The 22,228-nt window shown below is 73.2% G+C and carries 19 protein-coding genes; 14 read left to right on the top strand and 5 right to left on the bottom strand.

All coding sequences use genetic code 11. The annotated features are described in order from the left end of the window. The 11 genes from ACFWZH_RS00185 to ACFWZH_RS00135 all read left to right on the top strand — a co-directional run bounded on the left by ACFWZH_RS00185 (nucleotide 1) and on the right by ACFWZH_RS00135 (nucleotide 11,574). Nucleotides 1-882, top strand: a complete 882-nt coding sequence (locus ACFWZH_RS00185; protein WP_384424006.1) for an SRPBCC domain-containing protein — start codon at nucleotides 1-3, stop codon at nucleotides 880-882. Nucleotides 883-1,353: 471 nt separating this feature from the next. Further along, entirely contained in the window at nucleotides 1,354-2,208 is an 855-nt protein-coding gene (locus ACFWZH_RS00180; protein ID WP_384424005.1) for an aldose 1-epimerase, read from the top strand. A gap of 10 nt (nucleotides 2,209-2,218) precedes the next feature. After that, complete coding sequence (pyrE, locus tag ACFWZH_RS00175; protein ID WP_362710425.1) at nucleotides 2,219-2,761, top strand: orotate phosphoribosyltransferase; 543 nt, start codon at nucleotides 2,219-2,221, stop codon at nucleotides 2,759-2,761. A 216-nt stretch (nucleotides 2,762-2,977) separates the two neighbouring features. Then, a complete protein-coding gene (gene fbaA / locus ACFWZH_RS00170) occupies nucleotides 2,978-4,000 on the top strand; it encodes a class II fructose-bisphosphate aldolase (protein ID WP_384424004.1) in 1,023 nt (340 codons plus the stop codon). Nucleotides 4,001-4,087: 87 nt separating this feature from the next. After that, nucleotides 4,088-5,593: an MFS transporter gene (locus tag ACFWZH_RS00165; RefSeq protein WP_384424003.1), complete on the top strand. Its 1,506-nt coding sequence runs from the start codon at nucleotides 4,088-4,090 to the stop codon at nucleotides 5,591-5,593. A 439-nt stretch (nucleotides 5,594-6,032) separates the two neighbouring features. Continuing rightward, complete coding sequence (locus ACFWZH_RS00160; RefSeq protein WP_384424002.1) at nucleotides 6,033-6,446, top strand: DUF3151 domain-containing protein; 414 nt, start codon at nucleotides 6,033-6,035, stop codon at nucleotides 6,444-6,446. Between the two features lie 148 nt (nucleotides 6,447-6,594). Continuing rightward, nucleotides 6,595-7,437, top strand: coding sequence for a tryptophan 2,3-dioxygenase family protein (locus ACFWZH_RS00155; RefSeq protein WP_384424001.1), 843 nt, complete (start codon nucleotides 6,595-6,597; stop codon nucleotides 7,435-7,437). Beyond that, a complete protein-coding gene (gene kynU, locus ACFWZH_RS00150; protein WP_384424000.1) occupies nucleotides 7,430-8,710 on the top strand; it encodes a kynureninase in 1,281 nt (426 codons plus the stop codon). Before ACFWZH_RS00155 ends, kynU begins: the two co-directional genes overlap by 8 nt. Then, entirely contained in the window at nucleotides 8,707-9,468 is a 762-nt protein-coding gene (locus ACFWZH_RS00145; protein WP_384423999.1) for an alpha/beta hydrolase family protein, read from the top strand. Before kynU ends, ACFWZH_RS00145 begins: the two co-directional genes overlap by 4 nt. Nucleotides 9,469-9,553: 85 nt before the next feature. After that, the gene (locus ACFWZH_RS00140) at nucleotides 9,554-10,921 is read left to right on the top strand and encodes a sensor histidine kinase (protein WP_384423998.1); all 1,368 of its coding nucleotides are present in this window, start codon (nucleotides 9,554-9,556) and stop codon (nucleotides 10,919-10,921) included. After that, nucleotides 10,918-11,574, top strand: a complete 657-nt coding sequence (locus tag ACFWZH_RS00135) for a response regulator (RefSeq protein ID WP_384423997.1) — start codon at nucleotides 10,918-10,920, stop codon at nucleotides 11,572-11,574. Before ACFWZH_RS00140 ends, ACFWZH_RS00135 begins: the two co-directional genes overlap by 4 nt. 113 nt (nucleotides 11,575-11,687) lie before the next feature. On the opposite strand, the gene ACFWZH_RS00130 is transcribed toward ACFWZH_RS00135, so the two are convergent. Further along, on the bottom strand, nucleotides 11,688-13,328 hold the full coding sequence (locus tag ACFWZH_RS00130) for an ABC transporter permease (protein WP_384423996.1): 1,641 nt from the start codon (nucleotides 13,326-13,328) through the stop codon (nucleotides 11,688-11,690). Continuing rightward, on the bottom strand, nucleotides 13,325-14,284 hold the full coding sequence (locus tag ACFWZH_RS00125; protein ID WP_384423995.1) for an ATP-binding cassette domain-containing protein: 960 nt from the start codon (nucleotides 14,282-14,284) through the stop codon (nucleotides 13,325-13,327). Before ACFWZH_RS00125 ends, ACFWZH_RS00130 begins: the two co-directional genes overlap by 4 nt. Nucleotides 14,285-14,377: 93 nt before the next feature. On the opposite strand from ACFWZH_RS00125, the gene ACFWZH_RS00120 reads away from it, so the two are divergent. Continuing rightward, on the top strand, nucleotides 14,378-14,890 hold the full coding sequence (locus tag ACFWZH_RS00120; protein ID WP_384423994.1) for a GbsR/MarR family transcriptional regulator: 513 nt from the start codon (nucleotides 14,378-14,380) through the stop codon (nucleotides 14,888-14,890). A gap of 77 nt (nucleotides 14,891-14,967) precedes the next feature. Here ACFWZH_RS00120 and ACFWZH_RS00115 read toward each other — a convergent pair whose 3' ends face one another. Beyond that, nucleotides 14,968-15,984, bottom strand: a complete 1,017-nt coding sequence (locus ACFWZH_RS00115) for a hypothetical protein (protein ID WP_384423993.1) — start codon at nucleotides 15,982-15,984, stop codon at nucleotides 14,968-14,970. Nucleotides 15,985-16,190: 206 nt separating this feature from the next. Between ACFWZH_RS00115 and ACFWZH_RS00110 the strand changes: the two genes are divergently transcribed. Together ACFWZH_RS00110 and ACFWZH_RS00105 are read left to right on the top strand one after the other, a co-directional pair. Further along, the gene (locus ACFWZH_RS00110) at nucleotides 16,191-17,477 is read left to right on the top strand and encodes an adenylosuccinate synthase (RefSeq protein WP_384423992.1); all 1,287 of its coding nucleotides are present in this window, start codon (nucleotides 16,191-16,193) and stop codon (nucleotides 17,475-17,477) included. Nucleotides 17,478-17,654: 177 nt separating this feature from the next. After that, nucleotides 17,655-18,239, top strand: coding sequence for a Uma2 family endonuclease (locus ACFWZH_RS00105; RefSeq protein WP_384423991.1), 585 nt, complete (start codon nucleotides 17,655-17,657; stop codon nucleotides 18,237-18,239). Between the two features lie 32 nt (nucleotides 18,240-18,271). Here ACFWZH_RS00105 and ACFWZH_RS00100 read toward each other — a convergent pair whose 3' ends face one another. Then, nucleotides 18,272-20,080: a serine/threonine-protein kinase gene (locus ACFWZH_RS00100; RefSeq protein ID WP_384423990.1), complete on the bottom strand. Its 1,809-nt coding sequence runs from the start codon at nucleotides 20,078-20,080 to the stop codon at nucleotides 18,272-18,274. Nucleotides 20,081-20,243: 163 nt separating this feature from the next. Further along, nucleotides 20,244-21,944: a serine/threonine-protein kinase gene (locus tag ACFWZH_RS00095; protein WP_384423989.1), complete on the bottom strand. Its 1,701-nt coding sequence runs from the start codon at nucleotides 21,942-21,944 to the stop codon at nucleotides 20,244-20,246. Between the last annotated feature and the right edge of the window lie 284 nt (nucleotides 21,945-22,228).

The raw sequence follows: 22,228 nt of genomic DNA, 5'->3' as shown, positions 1-22,228 counted from the left end.
ATGGAGCATGAGGTGTACGTTCCGTTTCCCGTCGGGACCGTGCGGCAGGCGCTCACCGAGCCGGAGCGGGTGGCGCGCTGTGTCCCGGGAGTCCAGCTCGACGCCGACGCGGCCCCGCACTGCCCCGAGGGCCGGCTGCGGCTGCGCATCGGAAGCTCCACCATCACCTACCGCGGCACGCTGACGGTCAGCGGCGCCGCGGACGACAGATCCGGCGAGGACGGCGCGCCCGCCACGGTGACCGTGGAGGCGAAGGGCACCGAGGCGCGGGGCGACGGCGCGGTCGTGCTGACGCTGGCCGTACGCCTCTCCCCGACCACCGAGCCCGGCCCCGGTACGACCCTGGCCTGCGCCGGCACGCTGCACAGCGACGGCCGGCTCGCCGAGGCCAGCGACCAGGCCGCCCGGTCCGCGGGCCGTCGGCTGCTGGACCGCTTCGCGGAGAACCTGGCGGCGGATCTGCGGCAGCGGCCGGTGGCCGACGCCGACGACTCCGACCGGCACAGCGTGTTCGACACCGAGGTGCCGCCGCCCTCCCTCGATCCGCTCAGCGACGAGGACGCCATCGGGGCGGCGGACGACCTGGCCGGGATGGACGACCAGGCCGTGGAGGGCGCGGCGCGGGACGCACACCCCGAGCACGCCTATGGCGAGGACGCGGACGGCGCCGCCCCCGCGGAGGCCGCGCACGCCCGCCGGACGATGATCGGGCGCAGCGCGGAGGAGGTCGACCATGCTCCGCCCCGCGGACGCTACGCGCCGGTACCCGCACCCGAGACGAACAGCACCTCGGCGACCCTGCGGTGGGCGGCCCCGGCCGCGGCGGTCGTCCTGGCGTCGGCGGTGGTGGTGGGACGCGTGCTGAGGCGGCGGCGGGCATAGCCCGTTCGCTGCGCTTTGCCCGCCTCCCACGTTTTCGGCTTTCCCGCCGTGGGGGTTTGTCGCCGTTGCGGCCGACTTTTCTGGCTGGCCCGCCGTGGTGGTTTGTCGCCGTTGCGCCTGCGGCGGGCTGTGTGCCGCTGCGCGGGGCGTTTTCGGCAGCGGGTGCGGCCCTCCGGACTCCGTCCTGCGGTCCGCCCCCTCCCGGGGGTGGGGGGAGGGAAGACCGGTGGGGGTCCCCGTAAGCCCCCGTGTGCAGGAAGTCGGCAGACAGGGCCCGCCCCCACCGGGCTGTCTTCCACCCACTCACGGGAGGGGACAGACCGTAGGACGGAGTCCGTAGGGCTGTCACCGCAGCCGACACACAACCGCCCGCCGCAGGCGCAACGGCGACAAGCCCCCACGGCGGGAAAGCCGACAACGTGGGCCGCAGCAAAGCGCAGCGGACAGCCGAAAACATGGGAGGGTCGGACCGTGAGCACCGACAACCCCCCTCAGCCCGCGCCGCAGGCGGCGGGCGTACGGCTGGCGGCCGGGGCCGCCGAAGTGACCGTTCAACCGGACAACGGCTGCCGCATCGGCAGCCTCCGCGTCGGCGGTACGGAGCTGCTGCGGCAGGGCACCCACTACGGCTGCTTCCCGATGGTCCCGTGGTGCGGCCGGATCGAGAACGGCCGGTTCCGTAACGGCGGGGAACTGCACCAGATGCCGGTCAACGCCGCACCGCACGCCATCCACGGCACCGGCCGCAACCTCCGCTGGCGCACCGCGCGTTCGAGCGCGACGCAGGCGGTCTTCACCTACGACCTCGCGGACCCGGCTGCTCCGTGGCCGTACCCGGGGCAGGTCACCCAGATCGTCGAACTGGCCGAGGACGGCGGTTCGCTCACCCTCACCATGGGCGTCGAGGCGGCCGCCGACTCCTTCCCGGCGCAGGCCGGCTGGCACCCCTGGTTCCTGCGCAATCTGGGCGAGGGCGGTGAGGACGTGCGGCTCGACTTCGCGCCGGAGTGGCAGGAGGAGCGGGGTGCCGACCATCTCCCCACCGGGCGGCGGATCTTGCCGAAGCCGGGGCCCTGGGACGACTGCTTCGGCATGCCGCGGGGCGTCGATGTCACGCTCACCTGGCCGGGCCGTCTGGAGCTGAGGGTCACCAGCCGCGCCGAGTGGGTCGTGGTCTACGACGAGCAGGAGGCCGCGGTCTGCGTCGAGCCGCAGTCCGGGCCGCCGAACGGCCTCAACACACTGCCGTGCCTGGTCACCCCCATCGACCCGCTGGAGATCTCCACGACGTGGAGCTGGCGGAGCCTGTCCCCGGGCACCGCCTAAGCTCATGGGCATGAGTGACGACGTGCGCGGCGAGCTGCTGCAGCAGATCAAGGACAAGGCCGTGGTGCACGGCAAGGTGACGCTTTCCTCCGGCAAGGAGGCCGACTACTACATCGACCTGCGCCGGATCACCCTGGACGGCGAGGCCGCGCCGCTGGTCGGTCAGCTGATGCTGGACATCACCGCCGACCTTGATTACGACGCGGTGGGCGGACTGACGCTCGGTGCCGATCCGGTCGCCACCTCGATGCTGCACGCCTCCGCCGCCCGCGGCCGTCGGCTGGACTCCTTCGTCGTCCGCAAGGCCCAGAAGGCGCACGGCATGCAGCGCCGTATCGAGGGCCCGGACATCAAGGGCCGCCGGGTGCTGGTCGTCGAGGACACCTCCACCACCGGCGGTTCGCCGCTGACCGCCGTCGAGGCGGCGCGTGAGGCGGGTGCCGAGGTCGTCGCGGTCGCCACGATCGTCGACCGTGGCGCCGCGTCGGCGATCGCCGAGGCCGGGCTGCCCTATATCACGGGCTACCAGCTCGGTGACCTCGGCCTGGGCTGAGGCCTGCCAAAGGGCCCCAAGAGCCGGTACGTGCCGCGCTGACCTGCGCCTTTGTTGAGGGGGTGCGGTGTTTCACGTGAAACACCGCACCCCTTTCGCATGACGGCCGGATGGGCGATGTGGAGCTGTCGGCCGAGTCTGGAAAGATGTGGCCCGGCGAAGTCCTCGCCTGGTCAGGGCCAAGAACGCACACCCGCATACACAAGGAGCGGACAGATGCCCATCGCAACCCCCGACGTCTACAACGAGATGCTGGACCGGGCGAAGGCAGGCAAGTTCGCCTACCCGGCCATCAACGTCACGTCGACGCAGACGCTGCACGCCGCGCTGCGGGGCTTCGCCGAGGCCGAGAGCGACGGCATCATCCAGATCTCCACCGGTGGCGCGGAGTTCCTGGGCGGCCAGTACAACAAGGACATGGTGACCGGCGCCGTCGCGCTCGCCGAGTTCGCGCACGTCGTCGCGGCCAAGTACGACATCACCGTCGCGCTGCACACCGACCACTGCCCCAAGGACAAGCTGGACGGGTATGTCCGCCCGCTGATCGACATCTCCGCGGAGCGGGTGGCCAAGGGCCAGAACCCGCTGTTCCAGTCGCACATGTGGGACGGCTCGGCCGAGAACCTGGCCGACAACCTGGCCATCGGCCAGGAGCTGCTGGCCAAGGCCTCCGCCGCCAAGATCATCCTTGAGGTCGAGATCACCCCGACCGGTGGCGAGGAGGACGGCGTCACCCACGAGATCAACGACGAGCTGTACACCACGGTCGACGACGCGCTGCGTACGGCCGAGGCGCTCGGTCTCGGCGAGAAGGGCCGTTACCTGCTCGCCGCCTCCTTCGGCAACGTCCACGGCGTGTACAAGCCGGGCAACGTCGTGCTCCGCCCCGAGCTGCTGAAGGACCTCCAGGAGGGCGTCGGCGCCAAGTACGGCAAGGCCGCCCCGTTCGACTTCGTCTTCCACGGCGGCTCCGGCTCCACCGAGCAGGAGATCGCCACCGCGCTGGAAAACGGCGTGGTCAAGATGAACCTGGACACCGACACCCAGTACGCCTTCACCCGCCCGGTCGCGGACCACATGTTCCGCAACTACGACGGCGTGCTGAAGGTCGACGGCGAGGTCGGCAACAAGAAGACCTACGACCCGCGCAGCTGGGGCAAGCTGGCCGAGGCCGGTATGGCCAAGCGGGTGACCGAGGCCTGCGCCAACCTGCGCTCCACGGGCACCAAGATCAAGTAGTCCCGTACGGCTCCGAGGCCCCGCATCTTCCGTAAGGTGCGGGGCCTTCGCCGTGCGCGGCTCCCTGCCGCCGGGCAAGCTCGCCGTATGAGCGAACGGCGTGGGTCGCAAGCCCCCGGCGGGGTCCGGCTGGCCTCGGCGCAGGGCCGGTGGGTGCTGACCACGGCCGTGCTGGGCTCCGGCATGGCGCTGCTCGACAGCACGGTCGTCAATGTCGCGCTGCCGAGGATCGGCGAGGACCTCGACGCGGATCTGGCGGTCCTGCAGTGGACCGTGACCGCGTACCTGCTCACGCTCTCCTCGCTGATCCTGCTGGGCGGGGCGCTGGGGGACCGCTACGGGCGGCGCCGGATCTTCGTGATCGGCGTGGTCTGGTTCGCCGCGGCCTCGCTGCTGTGCGGCCTCGCGCCGGGCGCCGGGGTGCTGATCGCGGCCCGGGCGCTGCAGGGCGTCGGCGGGGCGCTGCTCACCCCCGGCTCGCTGGCGCTGATCCAGGCCGTCTTCCACCCCGACGACCGGGCGCGGGGCGTCGGCGCCTGGTCGGGCCTCGGCGGGGTGGCGGCGGCGGTCGGCCCGTTCGTCGGCGGCTGGCTGGTGGACGGCCCCGGCTGGCGCTGGGTGTTCTTCCTGAACGTGCCGCTCGCCGCGGTCTGTGTGCCGGTGGCGCTGCGGCACGTACCGGAGACCCGGGAGCGGGACGCCCGCGCGCGCGGTGGCTTCGACGTACAAGGCGCGGTGCTGGGGGCGCTGGCGCTGGCCGGGGTGACCTATGCGCTGATCGCCGCGCCGGACCGGGGCGCCGCGCCGGGCGTGCTGGTGCCCGCGGTGGCCGGGGTGCTGCTCGGGGTGGTCTTCGTGCGCGTCGAAGGGCGCCGTGCCGATCCGATGCTGCCGCCCGCGATCTTCCGTATCCGGCTGTTCTCCGCCATCAACGTGGTGACGGTGTGCGTCTACGCCGCGTTCAGCGGGTTCTTCTTCCTCTCGGTGCTCCAGCTGCAGGTCGTGGCGGGCTATTCGGCGGTGCAGGCGGGTACCGCGCTGCTGCCGGCGACCGTGCTGATGCTGCTGCTGTCCGCCCGCTCCGGGGAGCTGGGGGAGCGCATCGGGCCGCGGATCCCGCTGACCGTCGGCCCGCTGCTCTGCGCCGCCGGGATGCTGCTGATGCTGCGGGTGGGCTCCGAGGCGTCGTACTTCACCGATGTGCTGCCCGCGATGGTGGTGCTCGGTGCGGGGATGGTGACGCTGGTCGCGCCGCTCACCGCGACCGTGCTGGCGTCGGTGGACGTCGACCGGGCGGGCCTGGCCAGCGGTATCAACAACGCGGCGGCGCGGGCCGCGGGCCTGATGGCGGTGGCCGCGCTGCCGCTGCTGGCGGGCATGGGCCCGGAGGCGTACCGCTCGGCGGAGGAGTTCGCGGCGACGTTCCGGCGCGCGATGCCGCTGTGCGCCGGCGTGCTGGTGGCCGGCGCGCTGATCGCCTGGTCTACGGTCCGCCTGAGGGGGCCTGAGCCGGCCCCCGAGAAGCGGTGCCATCCCGAGTGCGCCTACCACTGCGGGGTGAGCGCACCGCCGCTGGATCCGGGAGATCGCTAGGCGCTTGGCCCGCATCCCACGTTGTCGGCTTTCCCGCCGTGGGGGTTTGTCGCCGTTGCGCCTGCGGCGGGCGTTTGTGTGTCGGGTGCGGTGACAGCCCTACGGACTCCGTCCTACGGTCTGTCCCCTCCCGTGGGTGGGTGGGAAAAGCGGCCGGTGGGGGCGGGCCCTGTCCGTCGACTACCGGCACACGGGGGCTTACGGGGACTCCCACCGGTCTTCCCTCCCCCCACCCCCGGGAGGGGGCGGACCGCAGGACGGAGTCCGGAGGGCCGCACCCGCTGCCGAAAACGCCCCGCGCAGCGGCACCCAGCCCGCCGCAGGCGCAACGGCGAACAACCACCACGGCGAGAAAGCCAAAAACGTGGGAGGCGGGCAAAGCGCAGCGGACAGGCAGCGGACAGACACCGGACAGCCAAGGACAGGGGACACTAGACCCATGGCCATTCACGAGAACCTGCTCGGGGGACCGCCCCCGACCCATCTGCCCGACGACCCGGAGCCCCGCGAGCTGCTGGCCGCGGGCACCGCGCCGTCCGATGTCGCCGCGAAGTACCCGACCTCCTGCCTGGCCTGGGCGCAGCTCGCGGACGACGCCTTCGCGCAAGGCCGGGTCGTCGAGTCGTACGCCTACGCCCGCACCGGTTACCACCGCGGCCTGGACGCGCTGCGCCGGGCAGGCTGGAAGGGCCACGGCCCGGTGCCCTTCGAGCACGAGCCCAACCGCGGCTTCCTGCGGGCCCTGCACGCCCTGGCCCGCGCCGCCCAGGCGATCGGCGAACAGGACGAGTACGAGCGCTGCACGACCTTCCTGCGCGACTCCTCGCCGACCGCGGCCGACACCCTCTCCTGAGCCGTGAGCTGGCCCGCCTGGCTCTCTGACCAGGCGGGCCTTGCCATCTGCGGGGACCATTGCGGAAGATGCCCGGTGGGGACCGGGGCCCCCGTGCCGGCATGGCAGGGGCGGACCGCTACCCGGAGTACGTTTCGAGGAGACAGCGATGTCCCACGAGGTAACCGGCGGGGCTCAGGAGCCTGAGACCCCGAACCTCGACTTCGCAGGTACCACCCCGTACGAGGACTACGTCCAGGCGGACGTTCTCACCCACCTCCAGCACCCGCTCTCCGACGACCCCGGCGAGATGGTCTTCCTGGTCACCACCCAGGTCATGGAGCTGTGGTTCACCGTCATCGTCCATGAGTGGCAGACCGCCGCCGAGGCGCTGCGCCGCGACGACCTGACGGTGGCGATGGACGCGCTGCGCCGCTCCTGCCACGAGCTGGAGGCGCTGAACGCGGCCTGGAAGCCGCTCGCGAAGCTGACCCCGGCGCAGTTCAACGCGTACCGCAGCGCGCTCGGCGAGGGCAGCGGGTTCCAGTCCGCGATGTACCGGCGGATGGAGTTCCTGCTCGGCGAGAAGTCCTCGTCCATGCTGGTGCCGCACCGCGGCGCGCCCCGGGTCCACGCCGAGCTGGAGAAGGCACTCCAGGAGCCGAGCCTGTGGGACGAGGTGCTGCGACTGCTCGCGCGGCGTGGCCATGCCGTCCCCGAGGCCGTACTGCGGCGGGACCCGGCGCAGCGCTACGAGCCGGACCCGGCCGTCGAGGCGGCCTGGGCCGAGGTCTACGCCGGTCCGCAGGAGTCGGAGCTGCTCCGGCTCGCCGAGGCGCTGACCGACGTCGGCGAGCTGGTGTGGCGCTGGCGCAACGACCACCTCGTCGCGACCCGGCGGGCGATGGGGGCGAAGATGGGAACAGGCGGTTCCGCGGGTGTGGCCTGGTTGGAGAAGCGGGCCCGCAAGAACGTCTTCCCCGAGCTGTGGACGGCGCGCAGCCATGTCTGAGACTCCCCGAACCTCCGGTGACGCCGGCGCCCCCGAGTCCGCCGGTGAGCGGGAACAGGCCGTCCGCGCCCGGCAGTTGGACGCCGCCGATCCGCTCGCCGAGATACGCGACCGCTTCACCCTCGACGACACGGTCTACCTCGACGGCAACTCCCTGGGGGCGCTGCCCCGCGCGGTGCCCGGCCGGATCGCCGAGGTCATCGGCCGCGAGTGGGGCGAGCTGCGCATCCGCTCCTGGACGGAATCCGGCTGGTGGACCGCGCCCGAGCGGATCGGCGACAAGATCGCCCCGCTGATCGGGGCGGCCCCCGGCCGGGTGGTGGTCGGCGACTCGACCAGCGTCAACATCTTCAAGGCCGTGGTCGGTGGCGTCCGGATGGCCGGCAAGGGCTGCACGGAGATCCTGGTCGACGCCGCGACCTTCCCGACCGACGGCTATATCGCCCGGTCCGCGGCCCGGATGACCGGCCTCGCGGTGCGGCCGGTGGAGCCCGCGCGGATCGCCGACGAGGTCACCGAGCGGACCGCGCTGGCGCTGGTCAACCACGTCGACTACCGCACCGGCGAGCTCAACGACCTGCCCGGCATCACCCACGCGCTGCACTCCGCGGGCGCGCTCGCCGTCTGGGACCTGTGCCACAGCGCCGGCGCCCTGCCGGTGGGCCTCGACGCGCACCACGTCGACCTCGCCGTCGGCTGCACGTACAAGTACCTCAACGGCGGCCCCGGTTCGCCCGCGTACCTCTACGTCCGCGAGAGCCTCCAGGAGCGGTTCGAATCGCCGCTGCCGGGCTGGAACTCGCACGCCGACCCGTTCGCCATGGACCCCGCCTACGCCCCGGCGGACGGTGCGGCGCGCGGCCGGGTCGGCACCCCCGACATCCTGTCGCTGCTCGCGCTGGAGGCGGCGCTGGAGGCCTGGGACGGGGTCGCCATCGAGGACGTCCGCACCAAGAGCCTGGCCCTGACGGACTTCTTCCTGGAGTGTGTCGGCGCCTACGTACCGCCGGGCCGGGCCCGGTCGGTCACACCGGTGGACCACCAGCGGCGCGGCAGCCAGGTGTCGCTGGCGTGTGCGGGCGCCGGCGCGGTGATGGAGGAGCTGATCCGGCGCGGGGTGGTCGGCGACTACCGCCGGCCCGACGTGCTGCGCTTTGGCTTCACCCCGCTCTACACCTCCTTCGCGGAGGCGGAGCGGGCGGCGTGGACGCTGGGCGAGGTGCTGGGGGCGCTGCCCGAGGAGGAGCCGCGAGCGGCCGGAGCGGGCGGGTGAGCGTGCCGGACGAGGAGACGGCGCTGCTGGGGCTCGCCCCGGTGGCGCCGGACCGCACAGTGGCGTACGGGTCGCATCCGGACCAGATCGTCGACTTCTACGGGCCGCGGGCGGGCGCGGACAGCCCCTCGGGGGCGCCCGGTCCGCTGGTGGTGCTCCTGCACGGCGGGTTCTGGCGCGCGGCCTACGACCGCCGTCATCTGTCGCCGCTCGCCGCCGAGCTGGCCGGGCGGGGGCTGCCGGTGGCGCTCGCGGAGTACCGCAGGGTCGGTGCCGGGGGCGGTGCGCCGCAGACGTTCGAGGACGTCGCGGCGGGCGTCGAGGCGGCGGTGCGCGAGGTCCCCGACGCCGCGGGCGTCGTCCTGGTGGGGCACTCCGCGGGCGGCCATCTCGCGCTGCTGGCCGCGGCCCGCCCCGGCACCCCGGCCACCCGGGTGATCGCCGTCTCGCCGGTCGCCGATCTCGCCCACGCCCATGAGCTGCGGCTGAGCAACGGCGCGGTCGCCGAGCTCCTGGGCGCGGGCCCCGGGCTCCCGGAGCGCCTGGCCGCCGCGGACCCCGCCCGCCGCCCGCCGCCGGGCGTCCCGGTCACGATCCTGCACGGCGCCGACGACGACGATGTCCCGCTCGGCGTCTCCCAGCGCTACGCGGCGGCGCACCCCGAGGGTACGGACCTGCGCGAGCTGCCCGGCGTGGGCCACTACGCGCCGGTCACCCCCGGCACGCCCAGCTGCCGCCTTCTGTCCGCGCTGTTGTGACCGACGGGTAGTACTTGAGACGGACCTCCGGAGATCCCCACTGGTGGGGACGCCCGGGGGCCGCTCTCTGCTTACCGTTGTCAGCGTGAACGAGAAGACCCAGACGCAGAGCACCCTGCGCTCCGAGGCCCGGATAGCTCATGGCGCGCTGCACCGCCTGCGCCAGGACCTGTTCGTCGACGCCTTCGCCTTCCGCCCGATGCCGCCGCTGGAGGACGCCAAGGTGTCCCGGTGGGTGCCCTGGCTGCCCGAGCGGATCCGGCACTGGGCGCGCTGGCTGCCGCACTTCATGGTGGTCGGCTTCGCGGTGCTGGTCTTCCTCGCGACCTTCGCCATGAGCTACGACATCGGCCCGCTGCGGGGCCTGCTGGTGGCGGGCTACGGCCTGCTGGTGGCCGCCCCGCCCGCGCTGACGCTCTTCCGTCCGGTGGGCGCGTACTGGATCTCGCTGTTCGCGGTGGTCGCGGGGTGGTTCGTCACCTCGGCCTTCTCCCCGTACGGCAGTCCCTTCGGTGATGCGGCCTTCCCCGTCCATCTGGCCGTGATGGCCCTCGTGGTGCTGCGGACCCGGCCGCGGCTGGCGATGGAGATGTGGCTGGTCACCTTCGGTGTGACCGGCGTGCTGTCGGTGTTCAGCGGAAACGGTGCGGGCGATGTGCCGCCGGTGGCGTTCTTCTCCGGTCTGGTGCTGATCGCCGCCGCGGCGGTGCGCGCCTGGCGCGAGGAGCGCCGGCAGGTCGTCGAGACCCAGACCGCCACCGCCGAGGAGCGGTCCCGGCGCACCCTCCTGGAGGAGCGTGCCACCATCGCCCGCGAGCTGCACGATGTGGTCGCGCACCACATGTCCGTGATCGCCATCCAGGCCGAGGCCGCCCCGTACCGGGTCGAGAACACCCCGCCCGAACTCGCCACGTCCTTCGCCACGATCCGGGAGAACGCCGTCGCCGCGCTCACCGAACTCCGCCGCATCCTGGGCGTGGTCCGCTCCGAGGACCCGGACGCCTTCGCCGACGGCGCCCCGGAGGCCCCGCAGCCGACGCTCGCCAGCCTCGACTCGCTGCTCGACAGCGTCCGCAGCGCGGGACTGACCGTGGAGGCCGTGATCACCGGCTCGCCCCGGCCGCTGCCGCAGGGTGTGGAGCTCTCCGCGTACCGGATCGTCCAGGAGGCCCTGAGCAACGCGCTGCGCCACTCGCCGGGTGCCGACGCCCGGGTGGAGATCTCCTACGTCCTGGGCGGGATCGGCCTGCGGATCGTCAACGGCACCCCGAGCCGGCTGGCCAAGCCGTCCCCGGGCGCGGGGCACGGCGTGCTGGGCATGCGCGAGCGGGTACAAATGCTGGGCGGCGAGATGACCGCCGATCACACCGAGGACGGCGGCTTCGAGGTCGCCGCGTTCATCCCGGTGTCGAACGCGGCGGGGGAGACCACGCCCAAGGGGAGCGGCGCATGATCCGGGTACTGATCGTCGATGATCAGGTGATGGTCCGCGAGGGCTTCTCCGTCCTGCTCAACGCCATGCCGGACATCGAGGTCGTCGGCGAGGCCGTCGACGGGCTCCAGGCGGTGCGCAAGGTCTCCGTCCTCAAGCCCGATGTCGTCCTGATGGACATCCGGATGCCGGAGATGAACGGCCTGGAGGCGACCCGCGAGATCGTCGCCGCCAACGCGGACGCCAAGGTCCTGGTGCTGACCACCTTCGACCTCGACGAGTACGTGTACCAGGCGCTGCGTGCCGGAGCCAGCGGCTTCCTGCTCAAGGACGCCTCGGCCGGCCAGCTCGCCGAGGGCGTGCGCATCGTCGCCTCCGGTGAGGCGCTGCTCGCCCCGACCGTGACCAAGCGCCTGATCTCCGAGTTCTCCCGCCTGGGCACCCCGCGTGCCCCCGCCCAGGAGCGCATCGCCGATCTCACCGAGCGGGAGACGGAGGTGCTGGTGCTGGTGGCCCAGGGGTTGTCGAACGGTGAGATCGCCGCGCATCTCGTCGTCGCGGAATCCACGGTCAAGACGCACGTCAGCCGCATCCTGGTGAAGCTGGGGCTGCGCGACCGCACCCAGGCGGCGGTGTTCGCGTACGAGGCGCGACTGGTGACGCCCGGGGGTTGAGGGTTCGCCGTCCACAGGCTGTGGACAAACAGGTGCGCCGCCGGAGTCCGCTACAGCTCCGGCGGCGCACGGATGTGGAGGCGGCGGTTTCACGTGAAACCGCCGCCCGGTGCTCAGCCGATGTCGCGTCGGCGGAAACCGGCGAGGCCGACGGCGGTGAAGAGGACGGTCAGGCCCAGGAGCCAGAGGAACGGGGCCGCGGCGGCCTCGGCTCCGGGGAGCTTGGGCAGATGGCCGTACGGCGAGAGGTCCATGGCCCACTGGGGGAACTTCAGGCTGGGCCCGATCCACCCGATGGCCAGGCAGCCGCCCACCACGGCCCAGACGGCGGTGGTGGCCCTGGGCAGCACCCCGAAGACCAGGACCGCCAGCCCGGTGAGCGTCCAGACGGCCGGGACCTGCGCGAGGGCGCCCGCCAGCACCGGGCCCAGGTGGCCGCCGATGTCGCCGGCCGAGACGCCGTACGACAGGCCCAGGGCCAGGCCGCCGAACGCCAGGATGACGGCGGTGCCCGCGTAGGCGACGGCCAGATGGCTGCCGGCCCAGCGGAGCCGGCCCACCGCGCCCGCCAGCACGGGCTCCGCGCGCTCACCGGTCTCTTCGCTCCGCAGCCGGAGCACCGCACCGGTCGCGTAGATCGCCGCGACCATGCCGAGCATGCCCAGCATCGTGGCCAGGAAGGCGTCGGTCAGCCCCTGCTGCCCGCCCATCCGCTCGAAGATCTCCCGCGTCTGCCGATTGCCGCCGACCAGGTCGGAGGCGCCCTTGGCGATTCCGCCGAAGATCCCGCCGGCGCACAGGAAGCCGAGCGTCCAGCCGAGCAGGGTGGTGCGCTGGAGCCGCCAGGCCAGGCCGAAGGGGCCGCTCAGGGAGCGGGGTGCGGCGGCCGGTCCGGGGCGGGCGGGCAGGAAGCTCATGCCGATGTCGCGGCGGGCGGTCAGGGCGTAGGCGGCGCTCACCGCCAGCGCGGCCGCCGCGACGAACAGCGGCAGCACCCACCAGCGTTCCCCGGCGTACGGGCGGAGGTTCTCCGACCAGCCGATCGGCGAGATCCAGGTGAGCGGGGAGGAGGCGTCGGCGGTGGCGGCGTCGCCCGCGGCGCGCAGCGCGAAGGCGAGGCCGAGGACCGCGCCGGTCAGCCCCTTGGCCATCCGGGCGCTCTCGGTGAGCTGGGCCGCGATGGCGGCCAGGCCGGCGAAGAGCATGCCGGTGCAGCCGATCGCCAGGCCCAGCCCCAGCGAGCCGGCGGCCGGCTGCCCGGACCGGGAGAGGCCGCCGGCGATCAGTACGGCGAGCACGGCGTTGGCGAGCAGCGCCGCCAGCAGGGCCGCGGTCAGCGGTGCGCGGCGGCCGACCATGGCGGCGGAGAGCAGCTCCTGACGACCCGTCTCCTCCTCCTCGCGGGTGTGCCGGACGACGATCAGCAGGCTCATCACCGCGGCGAGGACGGCACCGAAGCCGGCCATCCGCCAGGCGATCAGGCCGCCGATGGAGTCGCCGAAGACCGGTCCGTACAGCGCGCGCATCGAGCTGTTGGAGTTCATCGAGCCGGCCAGCTCGGCGCGCTGGGCGGCGGTGTCGTAGAGCGCTTCGAAGGACGACCCCATGGCGGCGACGGTGACGGCGAGCGCCAGCACCCAGGCCGGGACCATCACCCGGTCGCGACGCAGCGCGAGGCGCAACAGGGCGCCGGTGCCCGCCAGATGGCGGGCGCGTGCCGGGCGGTCGGAGAGGTGTGCGGCCACGGCGGTCATCGTGCGACCGTCCCTTCGGCACCGACCTCGGCGTGTCCGTCGTCCTGGTAGTGCCGCAGGAAGAGCTCTTCCAGGGTCGGCGGGGTGCTGGTCAGGCTGCGGACGCCGGAGGTGCCGAGCGAGCGCAGTACGGCGTCGAGCTTGTCGGTGTCGACCTGGAGGCGGACGCGGTGCGCCCGGCCCTGCTCGATCGGCTGGGTGACGAGGTCGTGCACTCCGGGGAGCGCGGCCAGCCCGTTGGGCGGGCCCGCGAGTTCGGCGACGACCGAGGTGCGGGTCAGATGCCGCAGCTCGCCGAGGGAGCCGGATTCGACGGTCCGCCCCTTGCGGATGATGCTGACGCGGTCGCAGAGCGCCTCGACCTCGGACAGCACATGGCTGGAGAGCAGGACCGTACGGCCGCGGTCGCGCTCCTCGGCGACGCAGTCCTGGAAGACGTCCTCCATCAGCGGGTCCAGACCGGAGGTCGGCTCGTCGAGGATCAGCAGGTCGACGTCCGAGGCGAACGCGGCGACCAGGGCGACCTTCTGGCGGTTGCCCTTGGAGTACGTCCGCCCCTTCTTGGTGGGGTCGAGTTCGAACCGCTCCAGGAGCGCGGCCCGCCGCGTGGCGTCCAGCCCTCCGCGCAGCCGCCCGTAGAGGTCGATGACCTCGCCGCCGGAGAGGTTGCGCCACAGGGTGACGTCGCCGGGGACGTAGGCGATGCGGCGGTGCAGCTCGACGGCGTCGTGCCAGGGGTCCTTGCCCAGGAGCCGGGCGGTGCCGCCGTCGGCGCGCAGCAGGCCGAGCAGGACGCGGATGGTGGTGGACTTCCCGGCGCCGTTGGGGCCGAGGAAGCCGTGTACCTCGCCGGCCTCGACGTTCAGGTCGAGTCCGTCCAGTGCATGGGTCCGCCCGAACGACTTGTGGAGGCCGTCCACCCGGATGGCGGGAGCGGGAGCGATTGCCGTGGTCATGATTTTGAAGCTACGCTTGTTTCACAAATTTGTGAAGTTAAGAAACCGTATAAAGTCGGGGGAGCGGGTCTGATCAGGGGAGATGATGCGGATATGAGTGAGCAGCGGCAGCAGAGCGACGAGGGGCGCACCCAGGAGGCGGTCTCGCAGTTCGTCGAGCGCTTCGCGGCACAGCTGGTCGAGGCGGGCATGGCGCGGATGCCCGCCCGGGTCTTCGCCTGCCTGCTCTCCTCGGACTCCGGCGTGCTGACCTCGGCGGAGCTGGGCGAGCGCCTCCAGATCAGCCCTGCCGCCGTCTCCGGCGCGGTCCGCTACCTCGCCCAGGTCGACATGGTCAGCCGGGAGCGCGAGCCCGGCTCCCGCCGCGACCGCTACCGCGTCCACAGCGACCAGTGGTACGAGGCGCTGGCGCGCCGGGAGAACGTCCTCACCCGCTGGGAGGGCACGCTGCGCGACGGCGTCGAGAGCCTCGGCGCGACCAGCCCGGCCGGCCGCCGGCTCAACGAGACCGTCGTCTTCTTCGAGTTCCTGCAGAAGGAACTGCCCGTCATGCTGGAACGCTGGCGCGAGCACCGCGACGAGCTGCGCAGCCGGTACGAGGACTGACGGGAGCCCGGTACGAGGGCTGACGGGAGGCTCCCCGGCCTCGTGGCCTGTGGCCCGTGATCCTTACCCGTTACCCGTTACCCGTTCCGCGGGAGCTGGAGCCGCCAGGCCCCCGGCTGCACGGTCCAGGTCCGAGTCCTGACCGGGCCGCCGACCACCGCGTCCGCCCGGTAGTGGAAGTCCGTGCCGGAGACCGTCACCGCCCGCGCCCGGGCCCGTACCGGCCGCCCCTCGTCCGGCCAGTGCACCACGACCTCGGCCAGCGCCCGGCCGCCGTCGGAGCCGTCGATCCGGCCCGCCCGCGCCCCGTCCTGGGGGGCCGGGACCACCGACACCCCGCGCACCGGCCGGTCCAGATCGGCCAGTAGCACCCCGTCCGCCTCGATCCGCAGCCGCTGGCCCGGCTCCCGGGCGCGCCGTCCTCCCAGGCCCGCCGCCGGCGCCAGCAGCGACAGCGCCGTACGGGCGGTGCGCGCCGCCGGCCCCCACCACGGCCGGTGCCCCTGCGGGCTCCCGGCCCCGCTCGGGCGGGCGCACTCCCACCGCCCGTCCGCCGTCCCGCCCCGTGCGGCCCCCGGCCCCGGTGGGTCGGCCGGGGCGGCCGCGCCGGGCACGAACGCCCCGGGACGCCCGTGCCGGGCACCGCCGCCGTCGGTTCCGCACGGGATGCGCAGCCCGCCGAGCACGATGCCGTCGCTGTCGTCCGTGAGCAGGTCCATCGCCCGTTCCCCGCCGTCCAGGACGGCCCGGGCGGCGGCGACGGTGTCCGTGGGCACGCCCAGCGTCCGGCTCAGCGCGACGGCGGCCGGCGCCCCGACCGGGACCATCGAGACCGGCACCCCGGCCAGCTCCCGTTCCTTGTGCAGCAGGCCCACGACCCGCAGCAGCGCCCGGTCGTCGCCGATCACCACCGGTCGCCGCTGCCCCCGTCGGGCAAGAATCCGCGCGAATTCCTCCGGCCCCTCGGGAAGGCAGATTTTCGCTCCCGCGCCCGCACACAGGACGTCCTTCGCGATCCGCACGGATTCCCCGTCGGTACTGCGGGCGACCGGGTCGATGACCACGAGCAGGGGATGCCCCCGAACGGAGTCCACGGGAGAGTGCCCAGAAGGCTGCGCCGACACCTCGGTCCTTCCTCAGGTAGCATCTCGGTGCAAGAGCCCCTTGCGCTATTGCGCCAGGGGCTTCGTCTATTCCGGGGCACCGGTTCAACGGCTCTAGCGATGACGGACGCGTGAACACGCACGCTGACGCCATCCACGCACGTTGGACATGCCCCGCCCGGAAGGGGTGTACGCCTGTGCCCGCACTTGTGCTGCTCGGTGCTCAGTGGGGTGATGAGGGCAAGGGAAAGGCCACCGACCTGCTCGGTGGGTCCGTTGACTATGTGGTGCGCTACCAGGGCGGCAACAACGCCGGCCACACGGTCGTCGTCGGCGACCAGAAGTACGCGCTGCACCTTCTCCCTTCCGGAATCCTCTCGCCGGGGTGCACCCCGGTCATCGGCAACGGCGTCGTCGTCGACCCGGCGGTCCTGCTCTCCGAGCTGAGCGGACTCAACGAGCGCGGCGTCGACACGTCCAAGCTGCTGCTCAGCGGTAACGCGCACCTGATCACCTCGTATCACACGACGCTCGACAAGGTGACGGAACGCTTCCTCGGCAAGCGGAAGATCGGCACCACCGGCCGCGGCATCGGCCCGACCTACGCCGACAAGATCAACCGCGTCGGCATCCGGGTGCAGGACCTCTACGACGAGTCGATCCTGACCCAGAAGGTCGAGGCGGCCCTCGACGTCAAGAACCAGCTGCTGACCAAGCTCTACAACCGCCGCGCCATCGAGGCCGGCCAGGTCGTGGAGGAGCTGCTGGGCTACGCCGAGCAGATCAAGGGCTATGTCGCCGACACCACGCTGATCCTCAACAAGGCGCTCGACGACGACAAGGTCGTGCTCTTCGAGGGCGGCCAGGGCACGCTGCTGGACATCGACCACGGCACGTACCCCTTCGTCACGTCCTCGAACCCGACCGCGGGCGGCGCCTGCACGGGTGCCGGCGTCGGTCCCACGAAGATCAACCGCGTCATCGGCATCCTCAAGGCCTATACGACGCGCGTCGGCGCCGGACCGTTCCCGACCGAGCTGTTCGACAAGGACGGCGAGGCGCTGCGCACCATCGGCGGCGAGCGGGGTGTCACCACCGGCCGTGACCGCCGCTGCGGCTGGTTCGACGCGGTCATCGCCCGCTACGCGACCCGGGTCAACGGCCTGACCGACTTCTTCCTCACCAAGCTGGACGTGCTGACCGGCTGGGAGCAGATCCCGGTCTGCGTCGCGTACGAGATCGACGGCAAGCGCGTCGAGGAGCTGCCCTACAGCCAGTCCGACTTCCACCACGCGAAGCCGGTCTACGAGATGCTGCCGGGCTGGTCCGAGGACATCACCAAGGCGAAGACGTTCTCCGACCTGCCGAAGAACGCCCAGGCCTACGTCAAGGCGCTGGAGGAGATGTCCGGCGCCCCGATCTCCGCGATCGGCGTCGGCCCCGGCCGCGACGAGACGATCGAGATCAACTCGTTCCTGTCGTAGGACCGTCTGCCCGAGGGGCTCGCGCACCGTCAGCACACGACGGGGCGCGGGCCCCTTTGCGTTCGGCGCTTGGCATATGTCAATTACATATCCCTCGTATTAGTGGCATGCTCCGGAATTTGGCCGCCCCCGCCCGTCGGCAGACCACGCTGGCTTTCACTCGGAAAGGAGTGCAGCATGACGGTTATGGCCGAGCACACGTCTCACATGGCGGTGGAGGACTTCGAGGAGCTCGCGTCCGCCGCGCCCGAGACCGTCACGTTGGAGTTCATCAACGGACGGATCGAGGAGAAGCGCGTGCCGGATGGGGATCACGGGGCGATCATCATGTGGCTGATCAGGAAGTGCATGCAAGCCCGCCCGGAGCTCGATCTCGACCCTACGCAGGGCCTGAGAGTCGGGGAGTATCGCAAGGGCCGGGTCCGTCCGGATGGCTCGCTTGCGCCCGTCGCACACTTCGCAGGGCAAGGCGAGTGGGCCGACCCGGACGGGGTGTTGATGACGGTCGAGATCACGTCGTACGACGGCGACACCGAACGCCGGGACCGGCAGGAGAAACCAACCGCCTACGCAGCCGCAGGCATTCCTGTCTACCTCCTCATCGACCGCGACAGCTGCCTGGTCGTCGTCCATAGCAACCCCGACCCGAAGGGTGGCCGCTACTGCGACACCCACATTGCTCCCTTCGGCACAGCGGTCACCCTCCCCGCCCCGGTCGCCATCACCCTCGACACCGAGATCCTCAAGAACTACGTGCGCTGACGACGCATTCCACCGGACCGCCGGTCGTGTCGCTAGCCCACCCTGGAGTACGTGCGCGGCGGTTTGCCGTCCCCCAGGAACGTGCGCCGCAGGGTCCCGTCGTCGGCCAGGTGGAAGACGGAGGTGCCGCTCGGCGTGCAGCCGGCGGCGGCGCGGTCGATGACCGAGGGGCCGACGGTCAGGCCGCCGTCCTGGGCCGCGTACAGGTCGGCGTGCGCCGTACAGCGCCCTGCGGGACCCTCGACGACGGTGGTCAGGACGGTGCTGCCCGCCGGGGCCTGGCGGAGGGTCAGGCGCTGGGCGGCGCCGGTCGCGGTGTCCTGCCAGGTGCCGAGGTAGCCGGCCGGGACGGTGCCGGCGGACGGCGCGGAGCGGTGCAGCGTCGCGGTGCGGCCGGCCGCCGCCCACTTCAGGGTTCCGGCGCTGCCCGCCTCCAGGGTGTGCTCGCCGAGCGCGGTGCAGCGGCCCGCCGGGACCGACCGGACGACCTTGGTGTCCAGCCGTAGCGCCGGGCGCCCGTCGTGCGCCGTGACGGACACCAACGTGCCGTCGCTGCGGCATTCGTAGGTCGCGCCGAGGCTGGTGCTGTTGGCGACCACCTCGCCGACCTTGCCGTTGCTGATCACGAACCGCCGTTGCTGCCCGGTGGGTTCGCCGTCCCGCAGCACCGGGCCCGCCCAGGTGCCGAGGTAGCGGGCGGGGATGTCGGAGGCGCGGTCGCGGCCCTCGGCGTCCGCGCCGCCGCCGAGCAGCGGCACGGCGACGGCGGTGGCGGCGGCCGCGACCACGGCGGTGGCGGCGAGCGGCAGCCAGTGCGGACGGCGGCGGGGCCGGTTCGCCGCGGGTGCCGGGACCGGTCGGGGCGCGACCCTGGTGGCCGTCAGCGTCGGCGGCTGGCCCCCGGGAGGGGTGTCGGTGTCCAGGAGCCGTACGGCGTGCTGTCCCAGGCTCGCGATCAGCTCGGCCGGCAGCCAGGGGGCGGACGACGGGCCGCCGGGGGCCGACCCGAGCCGGCCGGTGATCTCCTCGGGCGCGGGGCGCGCCGCCGGGTCCTTGGCCAGGCAGTCCTCGATCAGACCGCGGATCCCCGCCGGTGCCCCGCCGAGGTCCGGCTCCTCCTGGGCGATCTTGAACATCACCGCGTGCACCCCCGAGGCGGCGCTGCCGAACGGCTGCCGCCCGGTCGCCGCGTACGCCAGCACCGCGCCCACGCAGAACACGTCGCTGGCCGGCCCGACGCGCTGCCCCTGGACCTGCTCGGGCGACATGAAGCTGGGCGAGCCGACGACCGTGCCGCTACGGGTCTGGGTCTGGTCCCCGACCGCGTCCAGCGCCCGTGCGATGCCGAAGTCGATCACCCGCGGTCCGGCGATGGTCAGCAGCACGTTGGACGGCTTCAGATCGCGGTGCACCAGTCCCACGCCGTGGATGTCGAGCAGCGCGCAGGACAGCCCGTAGGCGAGCCGGCGCAGCGAATGCTCCGGCAGCGGCCCGTGGCTGCCGCCGCGGCCGTAGGAACCGCCGACGACCTCGCTCAGCGTCGGGCCGGCGATGTACCCGGTGGCGACCCACGGCACCTCGGCCTCGGTGTCCGCGTCCAGCACCGGCGCGGTCCAGCGTCCGCCGACCCGGCGCGCGGCCGCGACCTCGGCGCGGAAGCGGTCGCGGAACTCCTCCTCGGCCGCCAGCTCGGCCTTCACCAGCTTCACCGCGACGGTCCGCCCGCCCTCGGAGCGTGCGAGATAGACCCGGCCCATCCCGCCGCTGCCGAGCCGGCCGATCAGCCGGTAGTCGCCGATCCACTGCGGATCGTCGGCCGTCAGCCCACGCAGGCCGTCCATCCGGGCGCCCTCCCCCGTCTCGTCGCCACGCCTGAGGCGCGTTCCGGCAGCAGGCGTTCCCCGAGCCTAGGCGGCCGCGGATCGCGGGCCGGACGACGGTCCGTTACGAGGCGGGAACGATCCGGGCGGTGCCACCGGCGCCGGTGGGCTTCCCCCGGGCGTCTCACCCCGTCCTGCGGTACGACAGCGCCTTGCCGTCGTCGGAGACCCGGCGCAGCGCACCGCCCACCATCTCCAGGGTGCTCGGCTTGCCGGGAGTGCAGCTGTCGGACGGACCGGAGACCACCGTGGACGGGCCGAGGCGGACCGGCGGGCCCGCGCTGCTGAGGGTGGCGGTGAACTCGCAGCGGTAGCTGGCCCCGGTGGCCGTCATCGTCAGCACGGTGTCGCCGGCCCCGCCCTGGGTGAGGGTGAAGCGCCGGACGTCGGCGCCCGAGTCGCCGACCGTCGTCTCCCAGGTGCCCAGGTAGTCGGTGGGAATCCCGCCGTGCGCGGCGGGCCGTCCCGGATCCGGGCTCGGTCCGCCGTCGTCGGCGTCCGCCGACCGTACGCCGCTGTCCTTCTGGCCCAGCAGCGAGTATGCGGTGGCCGCACCGGCTCCGGCGAGCGCCAGCGCGGCCACCGTGAGCAGGGCGGTGCCGATCCGGCGGCGGGGCCGGGGCGCGGCGGGCGCGGGCGCCGGGGCGGCGACGGCGGGCCGGCCCTGGTGGGCGGCGGGCGGGGGGTAGGGCGTCGGGCTGTGCGGAACGGGGCGGGGCGGCGGGGTGCCGCCGCCGGCCGGGGTGGGCGAGACGCTGGTGGGCAGGGCGTGCACACCGTGGTCCGCGGGCGCGGGGGCCGGTGCGCCGGCCGGGCCCGTCGCCTCGTCCGCCGGCTCCTCGCCGTGCGGGTTCTCCGCCTCCAACAGCTCCACGGCGTGCCGCCCCAGCCGGGCGGTCAGCGCGCCCGGCAGCCACGGCTCCTCGTCCGCGCCCGGCCCGGCGCCGTCCCGCTCCGCCAGCGCCACCAGCTGGTCCGGGGTGGGCCGTTGTGCGGGGTCCTTCGCCAGGCAGCCGCTGATCAGCTCGTGCAGCCCCTCGGGCAGCCCGGACAGGTCGGGCTCCTCCTGGGCGACGCGGTACATCAGCGCGTGCGCCGCGCTGTCGGCCGTCCCGAAGGGTTGCCGCCCGGTCGCCGCGTAGGTGAGCACCGATCCGAGGGAGAAGACGTCGCAGGCCGGTGTGAGCGGTTCGCCGCGCACCTGCTCGGGCGCCATGAAGCCGGGTGAGCCGACCGCCGCGCCGGTCCGCGTGACGCCGTTTCCGGTGACCGCCTCCAGCGCCCGCGCGATGCCGAAGTCGATGACCCGGGGCCCGTCGATGGTGATCAGCACGTTGGACGGCTTGAGGTCGCGGTGGATGATGCCGGCGGCGTGGACCGAGCCCAGCGCGCGGGCCAGCCCGGCGGCCAGGATCCGCACCGTCCGCTCGGGCAGCGGTGTGCCGCTGCCGCCGATGACCTGCTGGAGGGAGAGGCCGGCGAGATAGCCCGTGGCGAGCCAGGGGGTCTCGGCCTCGGTGTCCGCGTCCAGTACGGGCGCGGTCCACTCCCCGCCCACCTGCTGGGCGGCCCGCACCTCGCGCCGGAAGCGCGCCCGGAACTCCTCCTCGTCGGCCAGCTCCGCGCGCACCAGCTTGACCGCGACGGTACGGCCGCGGTCGGAACGGGCCAGGAACACCCGCCCCATCCCGCCTTCGCCGAGCCGCCCCAGCAGGCGGTACTCACCGATCTGCCGCGGATCCCGCGCCCCCAGCGGCGCCAGCCCCGCGGGCCGCCCCTCGCGCCCCGGCCGCTCCTGCCGCCCAGCACGTCCCGGCTGTTCCACGATCCGTCGTCCTTCCCCCGAATTCGCCCCCGTGGGCGATCAGGCGCGGGCGCGTTCGCACACGGGTCCACGCCGCCCGTCTCCGCGGTGAGGATATCGAGGGGCCCCGGGCCGCCGGGAGTGCGTGGGTCCCCTTCCGCCGGCGGGGCCGGGCGGCCCGCCGCGCCGCTCGCCCCCGCGCGGCCCCGGCCTTCCGGGCCTTTGCGACCCCGACCCATAGGACAGGCCTTAACCCGTGCCGGAGGCGGCCTTAACCCGGCGTTCCCTAGCGTGCGTGGCTCAGG

Source organism: Streptomyces sp. NPDC059008 (assembly GCF_042749045.1).
Lineage (GTDB): Bacteria > Actinomycetota > Actinomycetes > Streptomycetales > Streptomycetaceae > Streptomyces.
The sequence above is the reverse complement of the archived record's forward strand: the minus strand, read 5'-3'. Positions and strand labels throughout refer to the sequence as shown.